The sequence below is a fragment of the Rhizobium sp. WW_1 genome, from assembly GCF_003610155.1.
Lineage (GTDB): Bacteria > Pseudomonadota > Alphaproteobacteria > Rhizobiales > Rhizobiaceae > Rhizobium > Rhizobium tropici_A.
This window is the reverse complement of sequence record NZ_RAIN01000007.1, coordinates 1-19,537: the sequence shown is the minus strand read 5'-3', so window position 1 is coordinate 19,537 and position 19,537 is coordinate 1. Positions and strand designations below refer to the sequence as shown.

The 19,537-nt window shown below is 60.9% G+C and carries 18 protein-coding genes; 15 read left to right on the top strand and 3 right to left on the bottom strand.

The annotated features are described in order from the left end of the window. Positions 1-16: 16 nt before the first annotated feature. A complete protein-coding gene (locus BJ928_RS20660; RefSeq protein WP_047630950.1) occupies positions 17-199 on the top strand; it encodes a Flp family type IVb pilin in 183 nt (60 codons plus the stop codon). 36 nt (positions 200-235) lie between these two features. Here BJ928_RS20660 and BJ928_RS20655 read toward each other — a convergent pair whose 3' ends face one another. Continuing rightward, positions 236-1,120: a methyltransferase domain-containing protein gene (locus BJ928_RS20655; RefSeq protein WP_047630952.1), complete on the bottom strand. Its 885-nt coding sequence runs from the start codon at positions 1,118-1,120 to the stop codon at positions 236-238. Between the two features lie 119 nt (positions 1,121-1,239). Here BJ928_RS20655 and BJ928_RS20650 point away from each other — a divergent pair, with 119 nt between their 5' ends. Genes BJ928_RS20650 through BJ928_RS20630 form a run of 5 tightly spaced genes read left to right on the top strand, consistent with a single transcriptional unit; the run spans position 1,240 to position 4,199 of the window. After that, positions 1,240-2,016, top strand: coding sequence for a ComF family protein (locus tag BJ928_RS20650; RefSeq protein WP_047630953.1), 777 nt, complete (start codon positions 1,240-1,242; stop codon positions 2,014-2,016). A 30-nt stretch (positions 2,017-2,046) separates the two neighbouring features. Beyond that, entirely contained in the window at positions 2,047-2,304 is a 258-nt protein-coding gene (grxC, locus tag BJ928_RS20645) for a glutaredoxin 3 (protein WP_047630954.1), read from the top strand. Between the two features lie 25 nt (positions 2,305-2,329). Next, a complete protein-coding gene (locus BJ928_RS20640) occupies positions 2,330-3,187 on the top strand; it encodes a carbon-nitrogen hydrolase family protein (protein ID WP_047630956.1) in 858 nt (285 codons plus the stop codon). Next, positions 3,184-3,612: a DUF1178 family protein gene (locus BJ928_RS20635; protein ID WP_047630958.1), complete on the top strand. Its 429-nt coding sequence runs from the start codon at positions 3,184-3,186 to the stop codon at positions 3,610-3,612. The genes BJ928_RS20640 and BJ928_RS20635 overlap by 4 nt, the downstream gene beginning before the upstream one ends. Beyond that, the gene (locus BJ928_RS20630) at positions 3,612-4,199 is read left to right on the top strand and encodes a DUF3291 domain-containing protein (RefSeq protein ID WP_047630960.1); all 588 of its coding nucleotides are present in this window, start codon (positions 3,612-3,614) and stop codon (positions 4,197-4,199) included. Before BJ928_RS20635 ends, BJ928_RS20630 begins: the two co-directional genes overlap by 1 nt. Positions 4,200-4,220: 21 nt before the next feature. Here the strand turns inward: BJ928_RS20630 and ubiG are convergent, their stop codons facing one another. Further along, a complete protein-coding gene (gene ubiG / locus BJ928_RS20625; protein ID WP_047630962.1) occupies positions 4,221-4,973 on the bottom strand; it encodes a bifunctional 2-polyprenyl-6-hydroxyphenol methylase/3-demethylubiquinol 3-O-methyltransferase UbiG in 753 nt (250 codons plus the stop codon). 260 nt (positions 4,974-5,233) lie between these two features. Here ubiG and BJ928_RS20620 point away from each other — a divergent pair, with 260 nt between their 5' ends. From BJ928_RS20620 to BJ928_RS20580, 9 genes are all read left to right on the top strand, one after another. Then, a complete protein-coding gene (locus BJ928_RS20620) occupies positions 5,234-5,860 on the top strand; it encodes a hypothetical protein (RefSeq protein ID WP_047630964.1) in 627 nt (208 codons plus the stop codon). Positions 5,861-6,032: 172 nt separating this feature from the next. Then, complete coding sequence (locus tag BJ928_RS20615) at positions 6,033-7,307, top strand: aspartate kinase (protein ID WP_047630965.1); 1,275 nt, start codon at positions 6,033-6,035, stop codon at positions 7,305-7,307. A 100-nt stretch (positions 7,308-7,407) separates the two neighbouring features. Continuing rightward, on the top strand, positions 7,408-9,675 hold the full coding sequence (gene ptsP, locus BJ928_RS20610; RefSeq protein ID WP_047630966.1) for a phosphoenolpyruvate--protein phosphotransferase: 2,268 nt from the start codon (positions 7,408-7,410) through the stop codon (positions 9,673-9,675). Between the two features lie 90 nt (positions 9,676-9,765). Continuing rightward, a complete protein-coding gene (gene prfA, locus BJ928_RS20605) occupies positions 9,766-10,845 on the top strand; it encodes a peptide chain release factor 1 (protein ID WP_047630968.1) in 1,080 nt (359 codons plus the stop codon). Then, positions 10,842-11,717, top strand: coding sequence for a peptide chain release factor N(5)-glutamine methyltransferase (gene prmC, locus BJ928_RS20600; RefSeq protein WP_047630970.1), 876 nt, complete (start codon positions 10,842-10,844; stop codon positions 11,715-11,717). Before prfA ends, prmC begins: the two co-directional genes overlap by 4 nt. Positions 11,718-12,065: 348 nt before the next feature. Beyond that, a complete protein-coding gene (locus tag BJ928_RS20595; protein WP_047630971.1) occupies positions 12,066-12,773 on the top strand; it encodes a DUF4167 domain-containing protein in 708 nt (235 codons plus the stop codon). A gap of 187 nt (positions 12,774-12,960) precedes the next feature. Continuing rightward, positions 12,961-13,338: an HIT domain-containing protein gene (locus tag BJ928_RS20590; RefSeq protein ID WP_052227633.1), complete on the top strand. Its 378-nt coding sequence runs from the start codon at positions 12,961-12,963 to the stop codon at positions 13,336-13,338. Between the two features lie 233 nt (positions 13,339-13,571). Further along, on the top strand, positions 13,572-16,172 hold the full coding sequence (gene clpB, locus BJ928_RS20585; protein ID WP_047630973.1) for an ATP-dependent chaperone ClpB: 2,601 nt from the start codon (positions 13,572-13,574) through the stop codon (positions 16,170-16,172). Between the two features lie 123 nt (positions 16,173-16,295). Continuing rightward, the gene (locus tag BJ928_RS20580) at positions 16,296-16,802 is read left to right on the top strand and encodes an AAA family ATPase (protein ID WP_047630975.1); all 507 of its coding nucleotides are present in this window, start codon (positions 16,296-16,298) and stop codon (positions 16,800-16,802) included. Between the two features lie 45 nt (positions 16,803-16,847). On the opposite strand, the gene BJ928_RS20575 is transcribed toward BJ928_RS20580, so the two are convergent. Continuing rightward, positions 16,848-18,788: a M23 family metallopeptidase gene (locus BJ928_RS20575; RefSeq protein ID WP_047630977.1), complete on the bottom strand. Its 1,941-nt coding sequence runs from the start codon at positions 18,786-18,788 to the stop codon at positions 16,848-16,850. Between the last annotated feature and the right edge of the window lie 749 nt (positions 18,789-19,537).

The window sequence follows — 19,537 nt, the reverse complement described above, 5'->3', positions numbered from 1 at the left end:
TGGGAGCTTTGAGCTTATGCGGTCCGTAAGACGTATCTTCACTGACAAGACCGGTGCCACGGTCATCGAATATGGCCTGATCGCCGCGCTGATGTCGGCGGCGATCATTAGCGGCATCGGCGCCTTCGGCGGCAGCCTTTCAAGCACGTTCAACATTCTGTCCAATACGGTTCAGAATTCGGCCGCATCCCAGAACTGACGCGGCCGGCGATCAGGCTCGGCTTGATCCGTTCGTCTATTGCTTCAGCTTATGCTCTTCGACCTTGAGCGCATCGGCCAATCGCGCCTTGGCCGAACCCGGCTGCAATGGCTTTTGCTGGCTTTCGTGCGGCGTCCAGCCGGATACGTAGATGATCGAGAATGTCGCCCTGATACGCCCATCGGGATCGGCATAACGTTCGGCATAAAGTTCGGCCGCGCGCAGGAAGAAGGCGCGTGTCAGCGGCTTGCGGCTGCGGTCGACGAGCGGGTTGGTCATGCCCATGGCGCGCAGGTCACGCATCAGGGCAAACAGGTTGTCGTAGCGTACCGTATAGGTCTCGGCGTCGATGACGGGCAGGGTAAAGCCGGCGCGCTGAAGGAGGCCGCCGACGTCGCGGACATCGGCAAAAGGGATAACGCGGGGGCTGGCGCCGCCGGTCAGCTCGATTTCGGTTGCAAGCAGCACGTCGCGCAGTTCCTGCAGGGTGCCGGAGCCGGGTATCGCCGCCAGGAAAAGGCCGTCGGCTTTCAGCGCGCGGCGGACCTGAATGAAGACGCCGGGCGTGTCGTTGGTGACATGCAGGCTGAGCGGCGAAAGCACGAGATTGACCGATTCCGGTTCCAGCGGCAGTTCTTCCAGAGGCGCTTCGATAAGAATTTCCCCGGCGGCGGCAAAGCCGCGTTCGTTTTCGATCCTCTTCAGATGGCCGATCTTGCCAGTCGCCAATGCAAGGCGGGCGGCGACGCCTGTGGCGCCGTGCAGTTCAATGGCCTCGTCGAAATGGCGCTCGGTGACGCCAAGCCGTTCCGCCAGCTCACCGGCGGCAATATCGAGCAGGAAGGCCGCTTTATGATCGCCTTGCCTCAACGCCCGGCGCTTGCGGGCCGCGAGCAACGATTGATCGAACACGATTTCCATGGTGGTTTCCTGCGATATCATCAATTCGGCGGGGCGTTCCGGGCACTCGGGTTTTACTTCGCGCAATTCCGGACGGAAAACCGCTATACACTTTTCCTGGAATTGCTAGTCTCAATCATATGGGGATGATGGCGCGCGAAATCACGTTGTCCATGCTGGGCGCCGGGCTGAAGAGGCCCTGGGTGGCGCTTGCCGATCTCGTCTACCCGCCAGCCTGCCCGGGCTGCGGCGTATCGGTCGGGGCCCATCGAGGTCTTTGTCCGGCGTGCTGGTCTGGCGTTCGCTTTATCGAGCGTCCCTATTGCGAGGTTATGGGCAGCCCGTTCTCGCATGATCTGGGAGGCGGCATTCTGAGCGCCGAAGCGATCACCGATCCGCCTGTCTTCGACCGCTTGCGCTCGGCCGTCGTGCATGACGGTATCGTGCGCGATCTCGTTCTCAGCCTGAAATATCGCGATCGCACCGATCTGGCGCCGATGATGGCCGGCTGGATGCTGCGTGCCAGCGACGACACGGTCGCGGCTTGCGATGCGATCATTCCGGTGCCGCTGCATCGGGCGCGGCTGTTTGCCCGCAAATACAATCAGGCTGCCGAGCTTGCGCGCCACATTGCCCGTCTTTCGGGCAAGCCGCTGCTCGCCACGACGCTCCTGCGCGTCAAGCGCACGAGCCAGCAGGTCGGTCTGGGGGCCAAGGCGCGGCAGGACAATGTGCGTGGCGCCTTCGCCGTTTCCGAGCATCGAGCTGCCGAGGTTTTCGGCCGCCGTGTCGTTCTGGTCGACGACGTCTATACCACGGGCGCGACGGTCGCCGCAGCGACGCGCGCCCTGAAGAAAGCTGGAGCCGCCGATGTCACTGTTTTGACCTTTGCAAGGGTCGTCGGCCATCTTATATGACAGTCAATCTAGGTTTTTCCGGAGTGGATCATGGCATCCGTGGTTATCTATACGCGTGAATTCTGCGGCTATTGCGCCCGGGCGAAATCCCTGCTCGAATCCAAGGGCGTCGAGTATGTCGAGCACAATGCGACCTATTCGCCCGAAATGCGCCAGGAGATGATCGCCAAGGCAAACGGCGCCTCGACCTTCCCGCAGATCTTCATCAATGGTCAGCATGTCGGCGGCTGCGATGATATCCATGCGCTCGATCGGGCCGGCAAGCTCGACCCAATGCTGGCCGCCTGACCTGTTCTTGACGAGGGAGAAACCGATGAGCTTCAAGGCTGCCGCCATCCAGATGTGTTCCGGCGTCGATCCGGTGAAGAACGCGGCTGACATGGCGCGCCTGGTGCGCGATGCCGCCTCCAGGGGTGCGATCTATGTGCAGACGCCGGAGATGACCGGCGCGGTGCAGAAGGATCGGCCAGCCATGCGCGCCGTGCTGCGCGACGAGCCGAACGACATCATCGTCAAGACGGCGTCCGAGCTTGCGAAGGAGCTCGGCATCCATCTGCATATCGGCTCGACCGCCATTGCGCTCGATGACAACAAGATCGCCAATCGCGGCTTTCTCTTTGGTCCCGATGGCAAGCTCATCAACCGCTACGACAAGATCCACATGTTCGACGTCGATCTCGACAATGGCGAGAGCTGGCGCGAGAGCGCCGTTTACCGACCCGGATCGGAAGCGCGCATCGCCTCGCTGCCCTTTGCCGAACTCGGCTTTTCGATCTGCTACGACGTGCGCTTTCCGCAGCTCTTCCGCGCCCAGGCTGTCGCCGGTGCCGAGGTGATGACGGTGCCGGCCGCCTTCACCAAGCAGACGGGCGAGGCGCATTGGGAAATCCTGCTGCGCGCACGCGCCATCGAAAACGGCATGTTCGTCATCGCTGCCGCACAGGCCGGCAAGCACGAGGATGGCCGCGAAACCTTCGGTCACTCGATGATTATCGATCCCTGGGGCAAGGTGCTGGCGTCGGCCGGCGGCACGGGCGAAGCTGTCATCATCGCCGAAATCGATGTCGCCGCGGTCAAATCCGCCCATGACAAGATACCGAACCTGAAGAATGCGCGTGAATTCTCGCTGGAGAAGATTGCGACGCCGGCGGCTGGAGGCGTCGCTGCTTGATCCGTTATTCGCTTAGCTGTGACAATGCCCATGAGTTCGAGGGCTGGTTTTCCGAAAGTGCCGATTTCGACCGACAGGTCGCGAGCGGCTTCCTGACGTGCCCGGTCTGCAATTCGTCTGCGATTTCCAAGCTGCTGATGGCGCCTTCGGTTTCCACGGCGCGCAAGAAGGATGCGATGCAGACAGTCGCCATGGATGCGGCCCGCAAGGAAGCCATGGCCAAGCTCAAGGAAGCGGTCGACGCCATCAAGGCCAGTGCCGAGGACGTCGGCGCAAAATTTCCCGAAGAGGCCCGCAAGATCCATTACGGCGAGGCGGATGCGCGCGGGATCATCGGCAAGGCGACGCCCGACGAAGCACAGGCTCTGGTCGAGGAAGGCATCGAGATCGCCGCCATCCCCGTACTGCCCGACGATATCAACTGATGCCGGCGGACGCCCGCAAGCATCTCGCCATGTACAATTTCGGGCTGCATGTTGCAGCCTATGAAAGCCCTGAAGTGGAGGGCTTTCGGCTGCGCGAAGCGGCGAATTTCGAGGCGGCTGCTCGCGCGCATGGCTTTGTCGGCCGATCCGGCTACGCCGGCGAACCGGACACTGCCTGCTGGGGCGAACAGGTCTTTCCGCGTTTCATCGAGGGTAGTGGCTTTCAGACGGCGCCGTCATCGCTCTCCCTCTGGGCCGATATCGAATCGCTGATGGCATTCACCTATAGCGGTGTGCATGCCGACGCCCTGAAATATGGGCGATACTGGAATGTCAGGCAGAGCTGGCCGCCGCTGGTTTTGTGGTGGGTGGAGGCTGGAGCTGTTCCGATATGGAGGGACGGTGTCGAGCGCCTCGAACACCTTAATGACTATGGAGCTAGCCCGAGAGCATTTTCTTTCAAGCAGCCCTATGGACCCGATGGCCAGCCACTTGAGATCGACCGCCCTCGTATCAAGGACATCGTTGCACTCAACGCCGCCACGCAAGGCGAGTTGCTGGCGCATGTCATGACGCTGAAGGTTTGAAGCCGATTCGCCTCGCGGCGATCAGCTCAAATTCGCTCGCTTCGCCAAGAGCATGTAGTTGACGTCCATATCCTTCGAGAGGTTCCAACGGTCCTGCAACGGCGAATAGAAGACGCCGGTGCGGGCGATGATGTCGAGGCCGCTTCCCGCAAGCGGCTTTTCGATTTCCTCTGGACGCACCAGCTTTTCATATTGATGGGTGCCGCGCGGCAGCCAGCGGAGCACGTTCTCGGCGGCGAAGATCGCAAGTGCCGCCGCCTTCATGGTGCGGTTGATGGTCGCAACGAACATCAGGCCGCCGGGGCGAACCATTTTCGCGCAGGTCGACAGGAAGAATTCCACGTCGGCGACATGCTCGACGACTTCCATGTTCAGCACGATATCGAAGGTTTCGCCCGCTTCGGCCAGCTGTTCGGCCGTAACCGCGCGATAGTCGACCGGAACGCCGGAAGCGCTCGCATGTGTCGAGGCGATGCCGATGTTCTTTTCGGAAGGATCGGCGCCGACGACGCTGGCGCCCATGCGCGCCACCGGCTCGGATAGCAGGCCGCCGCCGCAGCCGATATCGAGCACACGCAGTCCCTCAAGCGGTCGGCTGCTCCTCGGATCGCGATCGAAATTTTCGCAGGCGCGGTCGCGAATATAGGCAAGGCGAACCGGATTGAATTTGTGCAACGGCTTGAACTTGCCGGTCGGGCTCCACCACTCGGCCGCCATGGCGGAGAAACGGTCCACTTCGCTCTGGTCGATCGTGCTCTTTGCCGTTTCGCTCATGGTTCACTCCGTGATCTCGGCCGTGCCCTGGTTCGGGTGGGCGCGGGCAACAATATGTCTCCGTGTGAAGTCGGACGATCGATGCGCGATGTCAAGGGCCGTGACCTCCGATCAGCTGAGGGGCATCTCGATTGCGACGTTCGAACCGCGGCAGGGAGGTTGACATGGAGGTATCTTATGACCGATCTATCGCCGGGCTGTGAAATGGACTTTCAGAACCGGGATCGATTGCAATCGACCGGCTTATAGAGGGGCTCCCCATGCGACTACTCCGTCTCGCGACGGCTATCGCCATCGGCTGGCTTGCGGCCAGCCATGCCAATGCTGGGGACGGCAAGGGGTTTCGCCTGACAATCGATGGGGTTCAGGTCGGCATCAATCCTGGCGATACGCTGGAAGTCACCACGAAGGACGGCCGTAAGGTTCAGGTGGAGCTGCAGCGCAGCGATACGGTGACGTTTACCGGGGCCAAGTTTTCCTTCGATCATGACGGCAAGTTCACGGTCGCAAAGACGGATCTCGGCGACGGCGTGCAGCAATATGCTTTGATGACGCCGATGGGCACCGGCATCATCATACAGGTCTACAAGGGCCTCAATCCCTCCAGCAATACCGATGTCATGCTGCAGCAGATGGTGCAGGAGAGCATCACCGGCGGCGCGAAGATCAGCAAACACGCAACCGAGCGCACATTGCCGAGCGGCAGCGTGCTGAAGGGCGTGAAGGCCGAGACGATTACCGACGACGACGTCATGGAATACGAGATCGTTGCGACCGGGCGGCCGGAAGGCGGCGTGCTCATCGCGACCTTCCTCAACAAGGAAAACATCCCCAAGGAAGGCGTGATTCTCGACAAGCTCTGGTCGACCTTAAAAGTGGACTTTTAAAGTAAACTTTTGACCGTATCCGGCGCTCGATGCTATTGCACCCGCCCGACAAAGTCGCTAAGAGACGGCCCCATTGAGATCACGCTTTTCCGGCTACCGAACCGGGAGGGCGATTTTGCATGTCGGGCTTTCCGCATTTCGGCCGCCCGGCGCAGGGTACTGGTAGAGGCAAATGGCACGCATCGTGATGAAATTCGGCGGAACCTCCGTCGCGGATCTGGACCGTATCAAGAACGTCGCACGCCATGTGAAACGCGAGGTCGATGCCGGTCACGAGGTGGCAGTTGTCGTTTCCGCCATGTCCGGCAAGACCAACGAGCTGGTCGGCTGGGTCCAGAACATGCCCAAGGTCGCCGGCGCCGATCACTCGATCTATGATGCGCGCGAATATGACGCCGTCGTCGCCTCGGGCGAGCAGGTCACGTCGGGCCTGCTGGCGATCGCGCTGCAGGCCATGGGCATCAACGCCCGCTCCTGGCAGGGTTGGCAGATTCCGATCCGCACCGACAATGCGCATGGTGCCGCCCGCATTCTCGATATCGACGGCGAAGACATGATCCGCCGCATGAAGGAAGGTCAGGTCGCGGTCGTGGCCGGCTTCCAGGGTCTCGGCCCGGACAATCGTTTGGCGACACTTGGGCGTGGCGGCTCCGACACCTCGGCGGTGGCGATCGCTGCAGCCGTGAAGGCCGATCGCTGCGACATCTATACCGACGTCGACGGTGTTTACACCACCGATCCGCGCATCGTGCCGAAGGCGCGCCGCCTGAAAAAGATCGCCTTCGAGGAAATGCTCGAAATGGCATCTCTCGGCGCCAAGGTGCTGCAGGTGCGCTCGGTCGAGCTGGCCATGGTCTTTAAGGTTCGCACCTTTGTGCGCTCTTCTTTCGAAGATCCCGATGCTCCGGGCATGGGCGATCTGCTTAACCCGCCCGGAACGCTGATTTGTGACGAGGATGAAATCGTGGAACAGGAAGTAGTCACCGGCATTGCCTATGCCAAGGATGAGGCCCAGATCTCGCTGCGCCGTCTTGCCGACCGGCCGGGCGTGTCCGCGGCGATCTTCGGGCCGCTGGCCGAAAACCACATCAATGTCGACATGATCGTCCAGAATATTTCCGAGGACGGCTCCAAGACCGACATGACCTTCACGGTCCCCTCCGGCGATGTCGACAAGGCGCTGCGCGTTCTCGGCGAAAACAAGGAAAAGATCGGTTACGACGTCGTCCAGAGCGAATCAGGTCTCGTCAAGGTATCGGTCATCGGCATCGGCATGCGCTCGCATGCCGGCGTGGCCGCGACCGCTTTCCGGGCACTTGCCGAAAAAGGCATCAACATCAAGGCCATTACGACGTCAGAAATCAAGATTTCCATCCTGATCGACGGTCCTTACGCAGAACTCGCAGTCAGGACTTTGCATTCCTGCTACGGTCTGGATAAGAGTTGATTCACGACTGCTGACGACGGACCGTGACGGAGGTGAGTTTCGGCCGGCCCTGACGTGGGCAAGACAGGCATGAGATCTTGATTCGGGAGCTAGTGGCGCAATGAGAGACCTATCCGGCGGTCCACGCGTTCTGCTCAAGCGGCTACGCGAGTTGATGGCGGAGCCGCTGGAGCCGCAGGAGCGCCTTGACCGGATTGTCCGCCAGATTGCCGGCAACATGGTTGCCGAGGTTTGCTCGGTCTATGTGCTGCGCGCCGATGGCGTCCTTGAACTTTACGCCACCGAAGGCCTGAAAAAAGAGGCCGTCCATCTCTCGCAATTGAAGATGGGCCAGGGCCTCGTCGGCACGATCGCGGCGTCTGCCCAACCCCTCAACCTCTCCGATGCGCAATCGCATCCGGCTTTCCGCTACCTGCCGGAAACTGGCGAGGAAATTTATCACTCCTTCCTCGGCGTGCCGATCCTGCGCACCGGTCGATCGCTCGGCGTTCTCGTGGTTCAGAACAAGGCGAGCCGCAACTATCGCGAGGAAGAACTCGAGGCGCTCGAAACGACGGCCATGGTGCTGGCCGAGATGATCGCCACGGGCGAGCTCAAGAAGATCACCAAGCCGGGCCTGGAACTCGATCTCACGCGCTCGGTCACCATCGATGGCGATACTTATAATGAAGGCATCGGCCTCGGCTATGTCGTGCTGCATGAGCCGCGTATCGTCGTCACCAATCTCCTGAACGAGGATGCCGACAAGGAAATCGGCCGTCTTGCCGAAGCGCTCGGCTCGCTGCGCATCTCGATCGACGACATGCTGTCGCGTCGCGACGTCTCCATGGAAGGCGAGCATCGCGAGGTGCTCGAAACCTACCGTATGTTCGCGCACGATCAGGGCTGGGTGCGCAAGCTCGAGGAAGCCGTCCGCAACGGCCTGACCGCCGAAGCCGCGGTCGAAAAGGTGCAGAGCGACACGAAGGCGCGCATGATGCGCCTGACCGATCCCTATCTGCGTGAGCGGATGCACGATTTCGAGGACCTGGCGAACCGGCTGCTCCGGCAGCTCATCGGCTATTCCGGCCGCACCAGCGCCGAAGGTTTCCCGAGCGATGCGATCATCTTCGCGCGTGCCATGGGTGCGGCCGAACTGCTCGATTATCCGCGCGCCAACATTCGCGGCCTGGTGCTCGAAGAAGGCGCGGTCACGAGCCACGTCGTCATCGTTGCGCGCGCCATGGGCATTCCGGTGGTCGGGCAGGCGGTCGGCGTCGTGGCGCTGGCGGAAAATGGCGATCCGGTCATCATCGACGGCGACGGCGGCCATGTGCATCTGCGGCCAATGGCCGATCACCAGCGCTCCTATGAAGAGAAGGTGCGGTTCCGTGCTCGCCGGCAGGAGCAGTTCCGCGCGTTGCGGGCGGTCGAGCCGGTCACCAAGGATGGCCAGCGCATCTCGCTGATGATGAATGCCGGTCTGCTGGTCGACCTGCCGCAGCTTGCCGAATCCGGTGCTGAGGGTATCGGCCTTTTCCGCACCGAGCTGCAGTTCATGATCGCCTCGACCATGCCGAAGGCCGAGGAACAAGAGGCCTTCTATCGCAATGTGCTGAAGCAGGCAGGCGGCCATGTCGTGACCTTCCGGACGCTCGACATCGGCGGCGACAAGGTCGTTCCCTATTTCCGCGCGCATGAAGAGGAGAACCCAGCGCTCGGCTGGCGCGCGATCCGGCTGTCGCTCGATCGTCCGGGCCTGCTACGCACGCAGCTTCGGGCCATGCTGAAGGCCGCTGCCGACAACGAATTGAAGATGATGGTGCCGATGGTCACCGAAGTCTCCGAGATCAAGGCGGTGCGCGAGCTGCTGCAGAAGGAAGTTCAGCATCTCTCGCGCTTCGGGCACGGATTGCCGCGCAAGCTGCAGTTTGGCGCCATGCTGGAGGTGCCGGCGCTCTTGTGGCAGCTGGACGAACTGATGGCGGCGGTCGATTTCGTCTCGGTAGGCTCCAACGATCTGTTCCAGTTCTCGATGGCCGTCGATCGCGGCAATGCTCGCGTGTCGGATCGCTTCGATCCGCTCGAGAGGCCGTTCCTGCGCATCCTGCGCGACATCGTGCGCGCCGGCGTGCGTAACAAGACCCCTGTGACCCTTTGCGGCGAGCTGGCCGGTAAGACGATCTCGGCCATGGCGCTGCTCGGCATCGGCTTCCGCTCGGTCTCCATGTCGCCGGCCTCGATCGGTCCGGTGAAGGCGATGCTGCTCGGCCTCGATCTTGCGGCGCTGTCAACGGTCATGGAGGAGGCGTTGGACGACAGACATCCGACGGCTTCGATGCGGGACATCCTTGTGGGCTTCGCCGAGAGCCACAATATTCCGCTTTAGCGCGTGATCCTGAAAAACACGAAGCGGTTTGCAGGCAGGATCATGCGCATAACATCAAAGCAGAGATAATAAGAAGAATTGGAGTAGAGGGTGGCGAAGCTCCCCGTTGAAAAAATGCGCGAGTTGGAACGCCGTTTCGGCGAGATTGAGGCGCGCATGTCCGCCGGCCCGGCCGCGGACGTCTATGTGAAGCTTGCTTCCGAGTATTCCGAGCTGCAGCCTGTTGTGACCAAGATCCGCGACTATGAACGGGTTCTTGCCGAGGCCGCCGATCTTGAGACCATGCTCTCCGACAAGTCGGTCGATCGCGAGATGCGCGATCTCGCCGAAATGGAATTGCCCGAGGTCAAGGAGCGCATCGAGACGCTGGAAAAGGATATCCAGATCGAGCTTCTCCCGAAGGATGCGGCCGACGAGAAGAGCGCGATCCTGGAAATCCGCGCCGGCACCGGCGGCTCCGAAGCGGCTCTCTTCGCCGGCGACCTTTTCCGCATGTACGAGCGTTTCGCGGCCAGCAACGGCTGGAAGGTGGAAGTGCTTTCCGCCAGCGACGGCGAAGCCGGCGGCTTCAAGGAAATCATCGCCACCATCAGCGGCAAGGGCGTGTTCTCGCGCCTGAAGTTCGAATCCGGTGTGCACCGTGTCCAGCGCGTGCCGGAAACGGAGGCGAGTGGCCGCATCCATACGTCGGCGGCGACTGTGGCCGTGCTGCCTGAGGCCGAGGAAATCGATATAGAAATCCGGCCCGAGGATATCCGCATCGACACGATGCGTTCGTCCGGCGCCGGCGGCCAGCACGTCAACACGACCGACTCGGCCGTTCGTATCACGCATCTTCCCTCGGGCATCGTCGTCACCAGTTCGGAAAAGTCGCAGCACCAGAACCGCGCCAAGGCCATGCAGGTGCTGCGCTCGCGCCTGTTCGACATGGAGCGCCAGCGCGCCGACAGCGAGCGCTCTGCCGACCGCAAGAGCCAGGTCGGCTCGGGCGACCGCTCTGAGCGCATCCGTACCTATAATTTTCCGCAGGGGCGCGTTACCGATCACCGCATCAACCTGACGCTCTACAAGCTCGACCGGATGATGGTCGGCGAGATCGACGAAGTGGTGGATGCGCTGCTCGCGGATTACCAGGCGAGCCAGCTCGCCCAGCTCGGCGAACAGGCATGACCGGCGGGCAGGAGCCGACCATATCCGGGCTCCTGCAGGAGGTCCGCGTCCGCTTTGCCGAGGCCGATCTGGACGACCCCGCCACGGAGGCGCGCATTCTTCTCGGCGGCCTTCTGCATCTTGTGTCCACTGAGCTTGTGACGCGAGGCTCCGAGCCCGTCTCTCCAGACGATGCGGCGGCAGTGCGCGCGGCGATTGTCCGTCGGCTCAATCATGAGCCGGTTCATCGGATTCTGGGGGAACGGGAATTCTATGGCCTCTCCCTCCAGCTGTCGGCGGCAACGCTCGAACCGCGGCCCGATACCGAAATTCTCGTCGATACGATGCTGCCGCACCTGCGGCGCCTTGAATCGAAGCTCGGTAATATCCACATACTGGATCTAGGAACGGGAACGGGGGCGATCTGTTTGGCCCTGCTCCATGAAAGCCCGCAAGCGACGGGCGTCGGTTCCGACATTTCCGGCGAGGCGCTGGATACTGCCCGCAGAAATGCGGAGCGAAACGGCTTAGCGGCGCGATTTGATACTGCGCAAGGAAGCTGGTTTGACGCCATCCACGAATGTTTTCATGTGATTGTCTCAAATCCGCCCTATATTGCGTCTAGTGTCATTTCTACTCTCGCTCCAGAAGTAAAGGATTTCGATCCTCCCGCGGCCCTTGACGGGGGCCTTGATGGGCTGGATGCATATAGAGCGATCGCAAAGGATGCGGTTCGATTTCTACATCCGCAAGGTATGATCGGTGTGGAGATCGGTTACGATCAGCGTGAAACGGTGACTTCGATTTTTGAAGGAGCAGGATTTTCCCTTGTCGAGGCGGTTCGTGACTACGGCCAGAACGACCGGGTTCTTGTGTTTGAATTTCAACATTAACGCAACGTTTTGCAGCGGGTTTGTGGGACCCTGTTGTTATCGCGAAGAAAAAGCTTGGATTTCCTGAGGAAGCAATATAGGTTGCGCTCACGCGTTGGGCGGCTGGGAATGAGCGAGACGATTCGCTTATCTTGGACAGCCTCGGGGAACCGCTCTTTGGTAAGAGTGTCAAAGGTTGAAGATAACCCAATGCGTGATCAGTTTAATCTGACGTAGTCGAGCGGCAGACCGGCGCCAAAGCGCAGTTTGCTTGCGGCACGCAGGCCCTGGTTCGGAACTGTCCGAACCGCGGCGGCAGGTGTCGTGTATGATTTTTATCCCAACGAAGAGAATTCAGGTGAAGGATCTATGAGGCCAGGACAGCAGAACAAGCGCGGTCGGGGGCGTGGTAATAACAACAACGGCGGTGGCGGCGGCGGAAATAACAACAACAATTTCAACCGCAAGGGCTCGAACCCGCTGACCAGGACCTATGACAGCTCCGGTCCCGACGTGAAGATCCGCGGAACCGCACAGCATATCGCCGAGAAATACTCGGCCTTGGCTCGTGATGCTCAAAGCTCCGGCGACCGCGTCATGGCTGAAAACTACCTGCAGCATGCCGAGCACTATAATCGGATCATCGCCAGCGCCCAGGCGCAGATGCAGGAGCGCTACCAGCGCGACGATCATCACAATTACAACGACCGCGATTCATCCGAGCGCGATATCGACGATATGGATGCGCAGGAGATCGACGATCAGCCGCAGGTGGCGCAGCCCTCGGCTCGCCCGCAGCATGCCGCTCCGGCCGTTGCCGTGGCGCCCGCTCCCGAGCCCGAAGTCATTAACGGCACCGGTCCGCAGCCGGTCATCGAAGGCATCCCGGCCGAAGTGGCGATCGAGGAGGAAACTCCGGCGGTTGCCGCCGCCGAGCGTCAGCCGCGCCGCCGCAGCACTGGCGGTAATCGCCCGCGTCGCCAGCCGCGCCGCAGCGCTGCTGCAGCCGATGGCGAAGACCAGGGCGAGGCCGGTTCGAGCGAAGCTCCCGCCATGGCGGACGCAGCTTCGGAATAAATCCGTTGCGCCTTCGGGCGCAGGTGTCGGAAAATCAAAACGGCAACGGCAGCGCGACATGCGCTGCCGTTGCCGTTTTGACATGGGCGCGTGGTAAAGCGGCGCCTCGTAAAGGGCGGGATGATCGCATGCTCGTGTTCCCGATGGCGATCCGTAGGTCATTGGGCTGCCGGGAGGGAAATATTCGATGTCGTCGACGGGTGAAGCCGGCTGCCGTTTCTGCCAGGGGAATGATCTGCTCACCGATGCGCCCCTGGGCGGGAATCGTGCATTCTACATGCTTGGAAGCATTGATCCGGAGATGCCGCACGCCGTGATGATCATCCTCCGCCGGCACGCGGAAGACCCTTTCGACATATGGCCCGAGGAATGGGCGGAGCTTGGCGAGATGCTTCTCAAGGCCAAGGCTCATCTTGCATCCTGCAATCCCGACGGATTTACCCTCGGTTGGAACGTCGGAGCGGTCGCCGGACAACACGTGTTCCACGTCCATCTGCATGTGGTCGCGCGCTTTGCCGGCGAGCGGAATGCAGGCAAGGGAATCCGGGCCGTCATTCGGAGCTGATGGTTGTGGCGGCTTTCAGGTTTTCGCTCATCCGGCCGATGTGGCCTGTCGGGCAAAATCTCGCGCTTTTTTCGCGTTTTGCACCCTTTAAACTCTCCAAATACCCTCCCATATTCTCCTCAGTTGCCTTGCCGCAATCTCAATCGCGGAAAGGCGGGCCTGCCTCTTGAGGGGGCTCAATCTCAATCATCGGTCTGCGCCTTTCTGGGCAGGGCGATTCATGGAGGTCTTACATGAATATTGAAAAATACTCCGAGCGGGTGCGTGGTTTCCTGCAATCCGCCCAAACCTATGCGCTTGCGCAGGGTAACCAGCAATTTGCTCCCGAACATGTGCTGAAAGTGCTGCTGGACGACGATCAGGGCATGGCTGCTTCGCTGATCGAGCGCGCCGGTGGCGATGCCAAGGCCGCCCGCATCGCCAATGATGCCGCGCTCGCCAAGCTGCCGAAGGTTTCCGGCGGTGACGGCCAGGTCTATCTCTCACAGCCGCTTGCCAAGGTCTTTGCCGCCGCCGAAGAAGCCGCGAAGAAGGCCGGCGACAGCTTTGTAACCGTCGAACGTCTCCTGCAGGCGCTGGCGATCGAGCCCACGGCTTCGACTTCGGCGAGCTTGAAGAAGGCCGGCGTCACGCCCGTTGCCCTCAATCAGGTCATCAACGACATCCGCAAGGGCCGCACGGCCGACTCCGCCAACGCGGAGCAGGGCTTCGATTCCTTGAAGAAATATGCGCGTGACCTCACCGCCGAGGCTCGCGAAGGCAAGCTCGATCCGGTGATCGGTCGCGACGACGAAATCCGTCGTACGATCCAGGTCCTGTCCCGCCGCACCAAGAACAATCCGGTGCTGATCGGCGAGCCCGGCGTCGGCAAGACGGCGATCGTCGAAGGCCTGGCGCTGCGCATCGTCAATGGCGACGTGCCGGAATCGCTGAAGGACAAGAAGCTGATGGCGCTCGACATGGGCGCGCTGATTGCCGGTGCAAAGTTCCGCGGCGAGTTCGAAGAACGTCTTAAGGCGGTTCTGAACGAAGTGCAGTCGGAAAACGGCGAGATCATCCTGTTCATCGACGAGATGCACACGCTGGTCGGCGCCGGCAAGGCCGATGGCGCCATGGATGCGTCGAACCTTCTGAAGCCGGCTCTTGCCCGCGGCGAGCTGCATTGCGTCGGCGCGACCACGCTCGATGAATATCGCAAGCATGTCGAGAAAGATCCGGCCCTTGCCCGTCGTTTCCAGCCTGTCATGGTCGAGGAGCCGACGGTCGAAGACACGATCTCGATCCTGCGCGGCCTGAAGGAAAAGTACGAACAGCATCATAAGGTGCGCATCGCCGATGCCGCGCTGGTGGCTGCGGCGACCCTTTCGAACCGCTACATCACCGACCGCTTCCTGCCGGACAAGGCCATCGACCTGATGGACGAAGCCGCAGCGCGACTGCGCATGCAGGTGGACTCCAAGCCGGAAGAGCTCGACGAACTCGATCGCCGCATCATTCAGCTGAAGATCGAGCGCGAAGCATTGAAGAAGGAAACCGACCAGGCCTCGGCCGACCGGCTGAAGCGGCTGGAAACCGATCTTACGTCTCTGGAAGAGGAAGCCGATGCGCTGACCGCGCGCTGGCAGGCCGAAAAGCAGAAGCTCGGTCTTGCCGCCGATCTGAAAAAGCAGCTCGATGATGCCCGCAACGAACTCGCCATTGCCCAGCGCAAGGGTGAATTCCAGCGTGCCGGCGAACTTGCCTATGGCGTGATCCCCAATCTGGAGAAAGAGCTTCATAGCGCGGAAGAGCAGGACAGTGCCCGCGATTCCATGGTGCAGGAAGTTGTGACCGCCGACAATATCGCCCAGGTCGTTTCCCGCTGGACCGGGATTCCCGTGGACAAGATGCTGGAAGGCGAGCGCGACAAGCTGCTCCGGATGGAAGACGAACTGGCAAAGTGGGTCGTCGGCCAGGGTGATGCCGTCCAGGCTGTCTCCCGTGCGGTCCGCCGTTCGCGCGCAGGCTTGCAGGACCCGAACCGCCCGATCGGCTCGTTCATCTTCCTCGGCCCGACCGGTGTCGGCAAGACGGAGCTGACGAAGGCGCTTGCCCGCTTCCTCTTCGACGACGATACCGCGATGGTGCGCATCGATATGTCCGAATACATGGAGAAGCATTCCGTGGCCCGGCTGATCGGTGCTCCTCCCGGCTATGTCGGCTATGAGGAAGGCGGTGCGCTGACGGAAGCCGTCCGCCGCCGGCCCTATCAGGTCGTGCTGTTCGACGAGATCGAAAAGGCGCATCCCGATGTCTTCAACATCCTCCTCCAGGTTCTGGATGACGGACGCTTGACGGACGGACAGGGCCGCACGGTCGACTTCCGCAACACGATGATCATCATGACCTCCAACCTGGGTGCCGAATATCTGACCCAGCTGAAGGATGGCGATGACAGTGATCTGGTGCGCGAGCAGGTGATGGACGTGGTCCGGGCGCATTTCCGGCCGGAGTTCCTGAACCGTGTCGACGAGATCATCCTGTTCCATCGCCTGAAGCGCGATGAGATGGGCGCGATCGTCGATATCCAGCTGGAACGTCTGCTGAAGCTGCTGTCGGAGCGCAAGATCACGCTCGAGCTCGACGAGGACGCCCGCCATTGGCTGGCCAACAAGGGTTACGATCCGGTCTATGGCGCTAGACCCCTGAAGCGGGTGATCCAGAAATATGTCCAGGACCCGCTCGCCGAGCAGATTCTTTCGGGGCAGATTCCGGATGGCTCCGTGGTCAAGGTCACCAGTGGTTCCGACCGGCTGTTGTTCCGCGCGCGGCAGGCGGTGAACGAAGCGGCCTAAGCGGTACTGAGTGAACAAACACAAATGGCGGTCTTCGGGCCGCCATTTTGCTATCGGCTGAAGCCATGTCTCGTCGATGACAGGCGAGTTCATTGAGCCCGAACGAAGCTTTGAGGAGGAAACATGCTGATTATCCTGGGTGGCCGGCCGGGCAGCGGAAAGACCACGATCGCACGCGCTTTGGCGCGGCGTCTGGACGGTGTGCATGTCCGCGTCGATACGATCGAGCAGGCCCTGCGCAATTCCGGCATGCTGAAGTCCGAGGTCGGGCCTGCCGGCTACATCGTCGCCTATGGAGTCGCCGGGGATAATCTCCGGCTCGGCAGGATCGTGATTGCCGATACGGTCAATCCTATCCAGATCACGCGCGAGGCTTGGCGTGATGTCGCCGAGCGGGCAGGTGTCCTGGCGGTCGAAGTCGGGATCCTCTGCTCGGACAAGGCCGAACATCGCCGCCGTTTGGAAACGCGACAGCCTGATATAGAAGGCCTAACGAACCCGACATGGGAGGAGGTCATCACCCAGACCTATGACGCCTGGGATACGAGCGTCATCGTCGTCGATACGGCCGGGGCGGAGACGGACGAGATTGTTACGAAACTGGCCGAGCGGTTAAAATCGCTTTCGTGAGATCGCTCCTGTGATCGAAGAGCAAGGCGAGGCTCGGAGCCGCGATTATTTGCTGGCGATCTGCTTCGACTTGTCGTCGGTCAGCAGCGTATCGATGCGCTTGCGCTCTTCCTGGAACTTTGCGAGTGCATCGCCTTCCAGCGATTTGCCGCCGGGAAGGCGGATTCTCAGCGGGTCGACCTTGGTGCCGTTGACGATCAACTCGTAATGAAGATGCGGGCCCGTCGCGAGACCCGTCGAGCCGATAAAGCCGATGACCTGTCCCTGCACGACCTTCGCGCCCGGAACGATTCCCTTGGCGATGGCGCTTTGGTGATTGTAGGAGGAAACGTAACCGTTGGCATGGCGGATCAGCGTCTGGTTGCCGAAGCCGCCGGAATCCCAGCCGGCCTTTTCGACGACGCCGTTGCCGGCCGCAATAATCGGCGTGCCGCGGGGAGCGGCCCAATCGACGCCGGTGTGCATGCGGGCAAAGCCGAGGATGGGGTGGCGCCGCATGCCGAAGCCGGATTTGAAAATGCCTGTGGGAACGGGATTGCGCAGCAGGAATTGCCGGATGCTCTTGCCGTTCTCGTCGAAATAATCGATCGAATGATCGGTCGGGTCCTCGAAACGGTAGAACCGCGTCACGTTATCGCCGAACCTGGCATTGACGTAGAGCAGCTCGGAATCGGCCGTCGCCTGTCCCTTGTCGTCGGTAACAGAGAAGAAGGCTTCCAGCGAATCCGTCGGTTTCAGCTGCGCCTGGAAATCGACGTTGCTCGCGAGCAGCTTGACGATCTGCGCCACCATTTCCTTGGTCATGCCGTAGGAGAGGGCGGCGCGATAGATGCCGTCATAGACGCTCGGCAAATCGCGCCCGGCCGCGATGGCAGGTGCGTCGTTGTCGAAAGCCGTCGAAATGGCGTCGAGCATCGGCGGCGCGCTACCGGCGACGAATTCGCCATGATCGTTCTGCGCGACGGTCAGCAGATGCTTCGTGCCGCGATAGATGCTGGCGCGGATGATCTTGGCCTGTTCGCCCTTCTGCAGGATGCCGATGCGCAGCACGTCGCCGGCGGAGACGTCGGAGGAGCCGAAAAGCGGCTGGATTTTCGCAGATATATCGTCCGCATCCGCCTTGAGGTAACCGGACCCGGTCAGCGCCGTGGCAATCGGCGTGTTCTGGCGGACGGGAATGATGTCGTCGGCAAATTCTTCGGTCTGCGCCGTTACGGCTTCCGGCGCAGAGACGGACATGTTCTCCTCGACGATACGGGCGGCAAGACCTGCCGTCAGGTCGACATCGGAATCATCATTGGCGAAGCGGCGGGGGTCGACATAATAGAGTGCCGAGAGCTGGGTATTGCCGTCGGCGAGTACCGAACCGTTGGAGCGGACATTCTCCTCGACCTCATCGAGCGACATGGAGCCGGCAATCTGGAAGGGGATGTCCTTGGCGGGAAAGGGAATGGTTTTCAAGCTGACTTCGGATTCCACGTCCGATCCGTAGATGGCCCCGGTCTTGTTGGCCGGCTGCGGTATGTTTTCGTCGGCGGAAAAGATCGCCAGCGGATCGAACGGCGGATAGCTCTCATTGGCGATGCGGTTGGTGGCGAGCGCGATCTTCACATGCGCGAAAGGCTGGCGGCGCACCACTTCCTTGTCGCCATCGCGCATCACAGTGGAAACCTCAAGAATATTGCGGTCCGATGGTTTCGAAGCGATCGCAGTGGAAATCAGCCGGCCGCCGCGGGTGACCTGGTCGTCAGTGGTGTTATGGCTATCGATCGTCGCATAGGCTTCGGCCGGGATCGCCAGCTGCTGGCGGCCGTCGAGGGCGGCAAATAGCGCCACGCCCATCAGGATGCTCGAGGTTAGGCCGGTCAGGAAGGTGCCGGAAAGCCAACGGAGAGAAACTTCGCGTCGATCCGGCGCCCGCCGGCCATCGGCCAGGATAGGCGGCTCGTTGCCGAGCGATCGAAGCGTCATCTTGTCCGTCATCATGCCGATCGTGATCCGCTTCCTTCATGCGAGCCGCAGGCTGGGGGCGAAGATGTGCATATTTATGACAGGGGTGTCAAATCAACCGGCCGTTTTTTGCCGCGTTTCGCGTGTCGTTTCCCATAAATACCAGGGGGCGGTGGCCGGGGTTCGTATGCAAAGATGCAGGCTTTATGGGCCATGGGGCTACTTTGCGGCCCGCTGTCGCGCTCTCTCGCGGATATCTGTGGGTGATCTTGCTGCCCATTTGCCGCACTCGCAGGCTTTTCACAAAACCCACATGAGAATCAATTAGTTATTTGTTTTTTGAACTTTTTCAAAATCGCCTGTTGACTATGTCGGGTTGGGGGGTCTATAAGCCCGATCACTGACGAGGGCGGCGGCGCTGCTGGCGACGAAGTCCTTCGCTCTGGTGTTTCCTTGATTGGCTGCGATGCTGATTGGTGGTTCTGGGCTTTAGGCTTGGGATTGAGGGGACGCTGTTTTTGACTGGTTTGACCGGTCTGTTATTTGACAATTGAAGATGAGAAGAAAGAGAAACGTGGGCGGCGAAGCTTGTGGGATCTGAAGAGATTTGGATCCTTGGAATAGACTTCGACGGTTACGTTTTGAACAAGAGAATACACCTCGTTTTGACGCAGTGATGCGTTTTGAAGCGGGTGTGAGTTCTCGTCGATTCAGAATGACGTGATTTAGTCGAGATTGAATTCTCAACATGAGAGTTTGATCCTGGCTCAGAACGAACGCTGGCG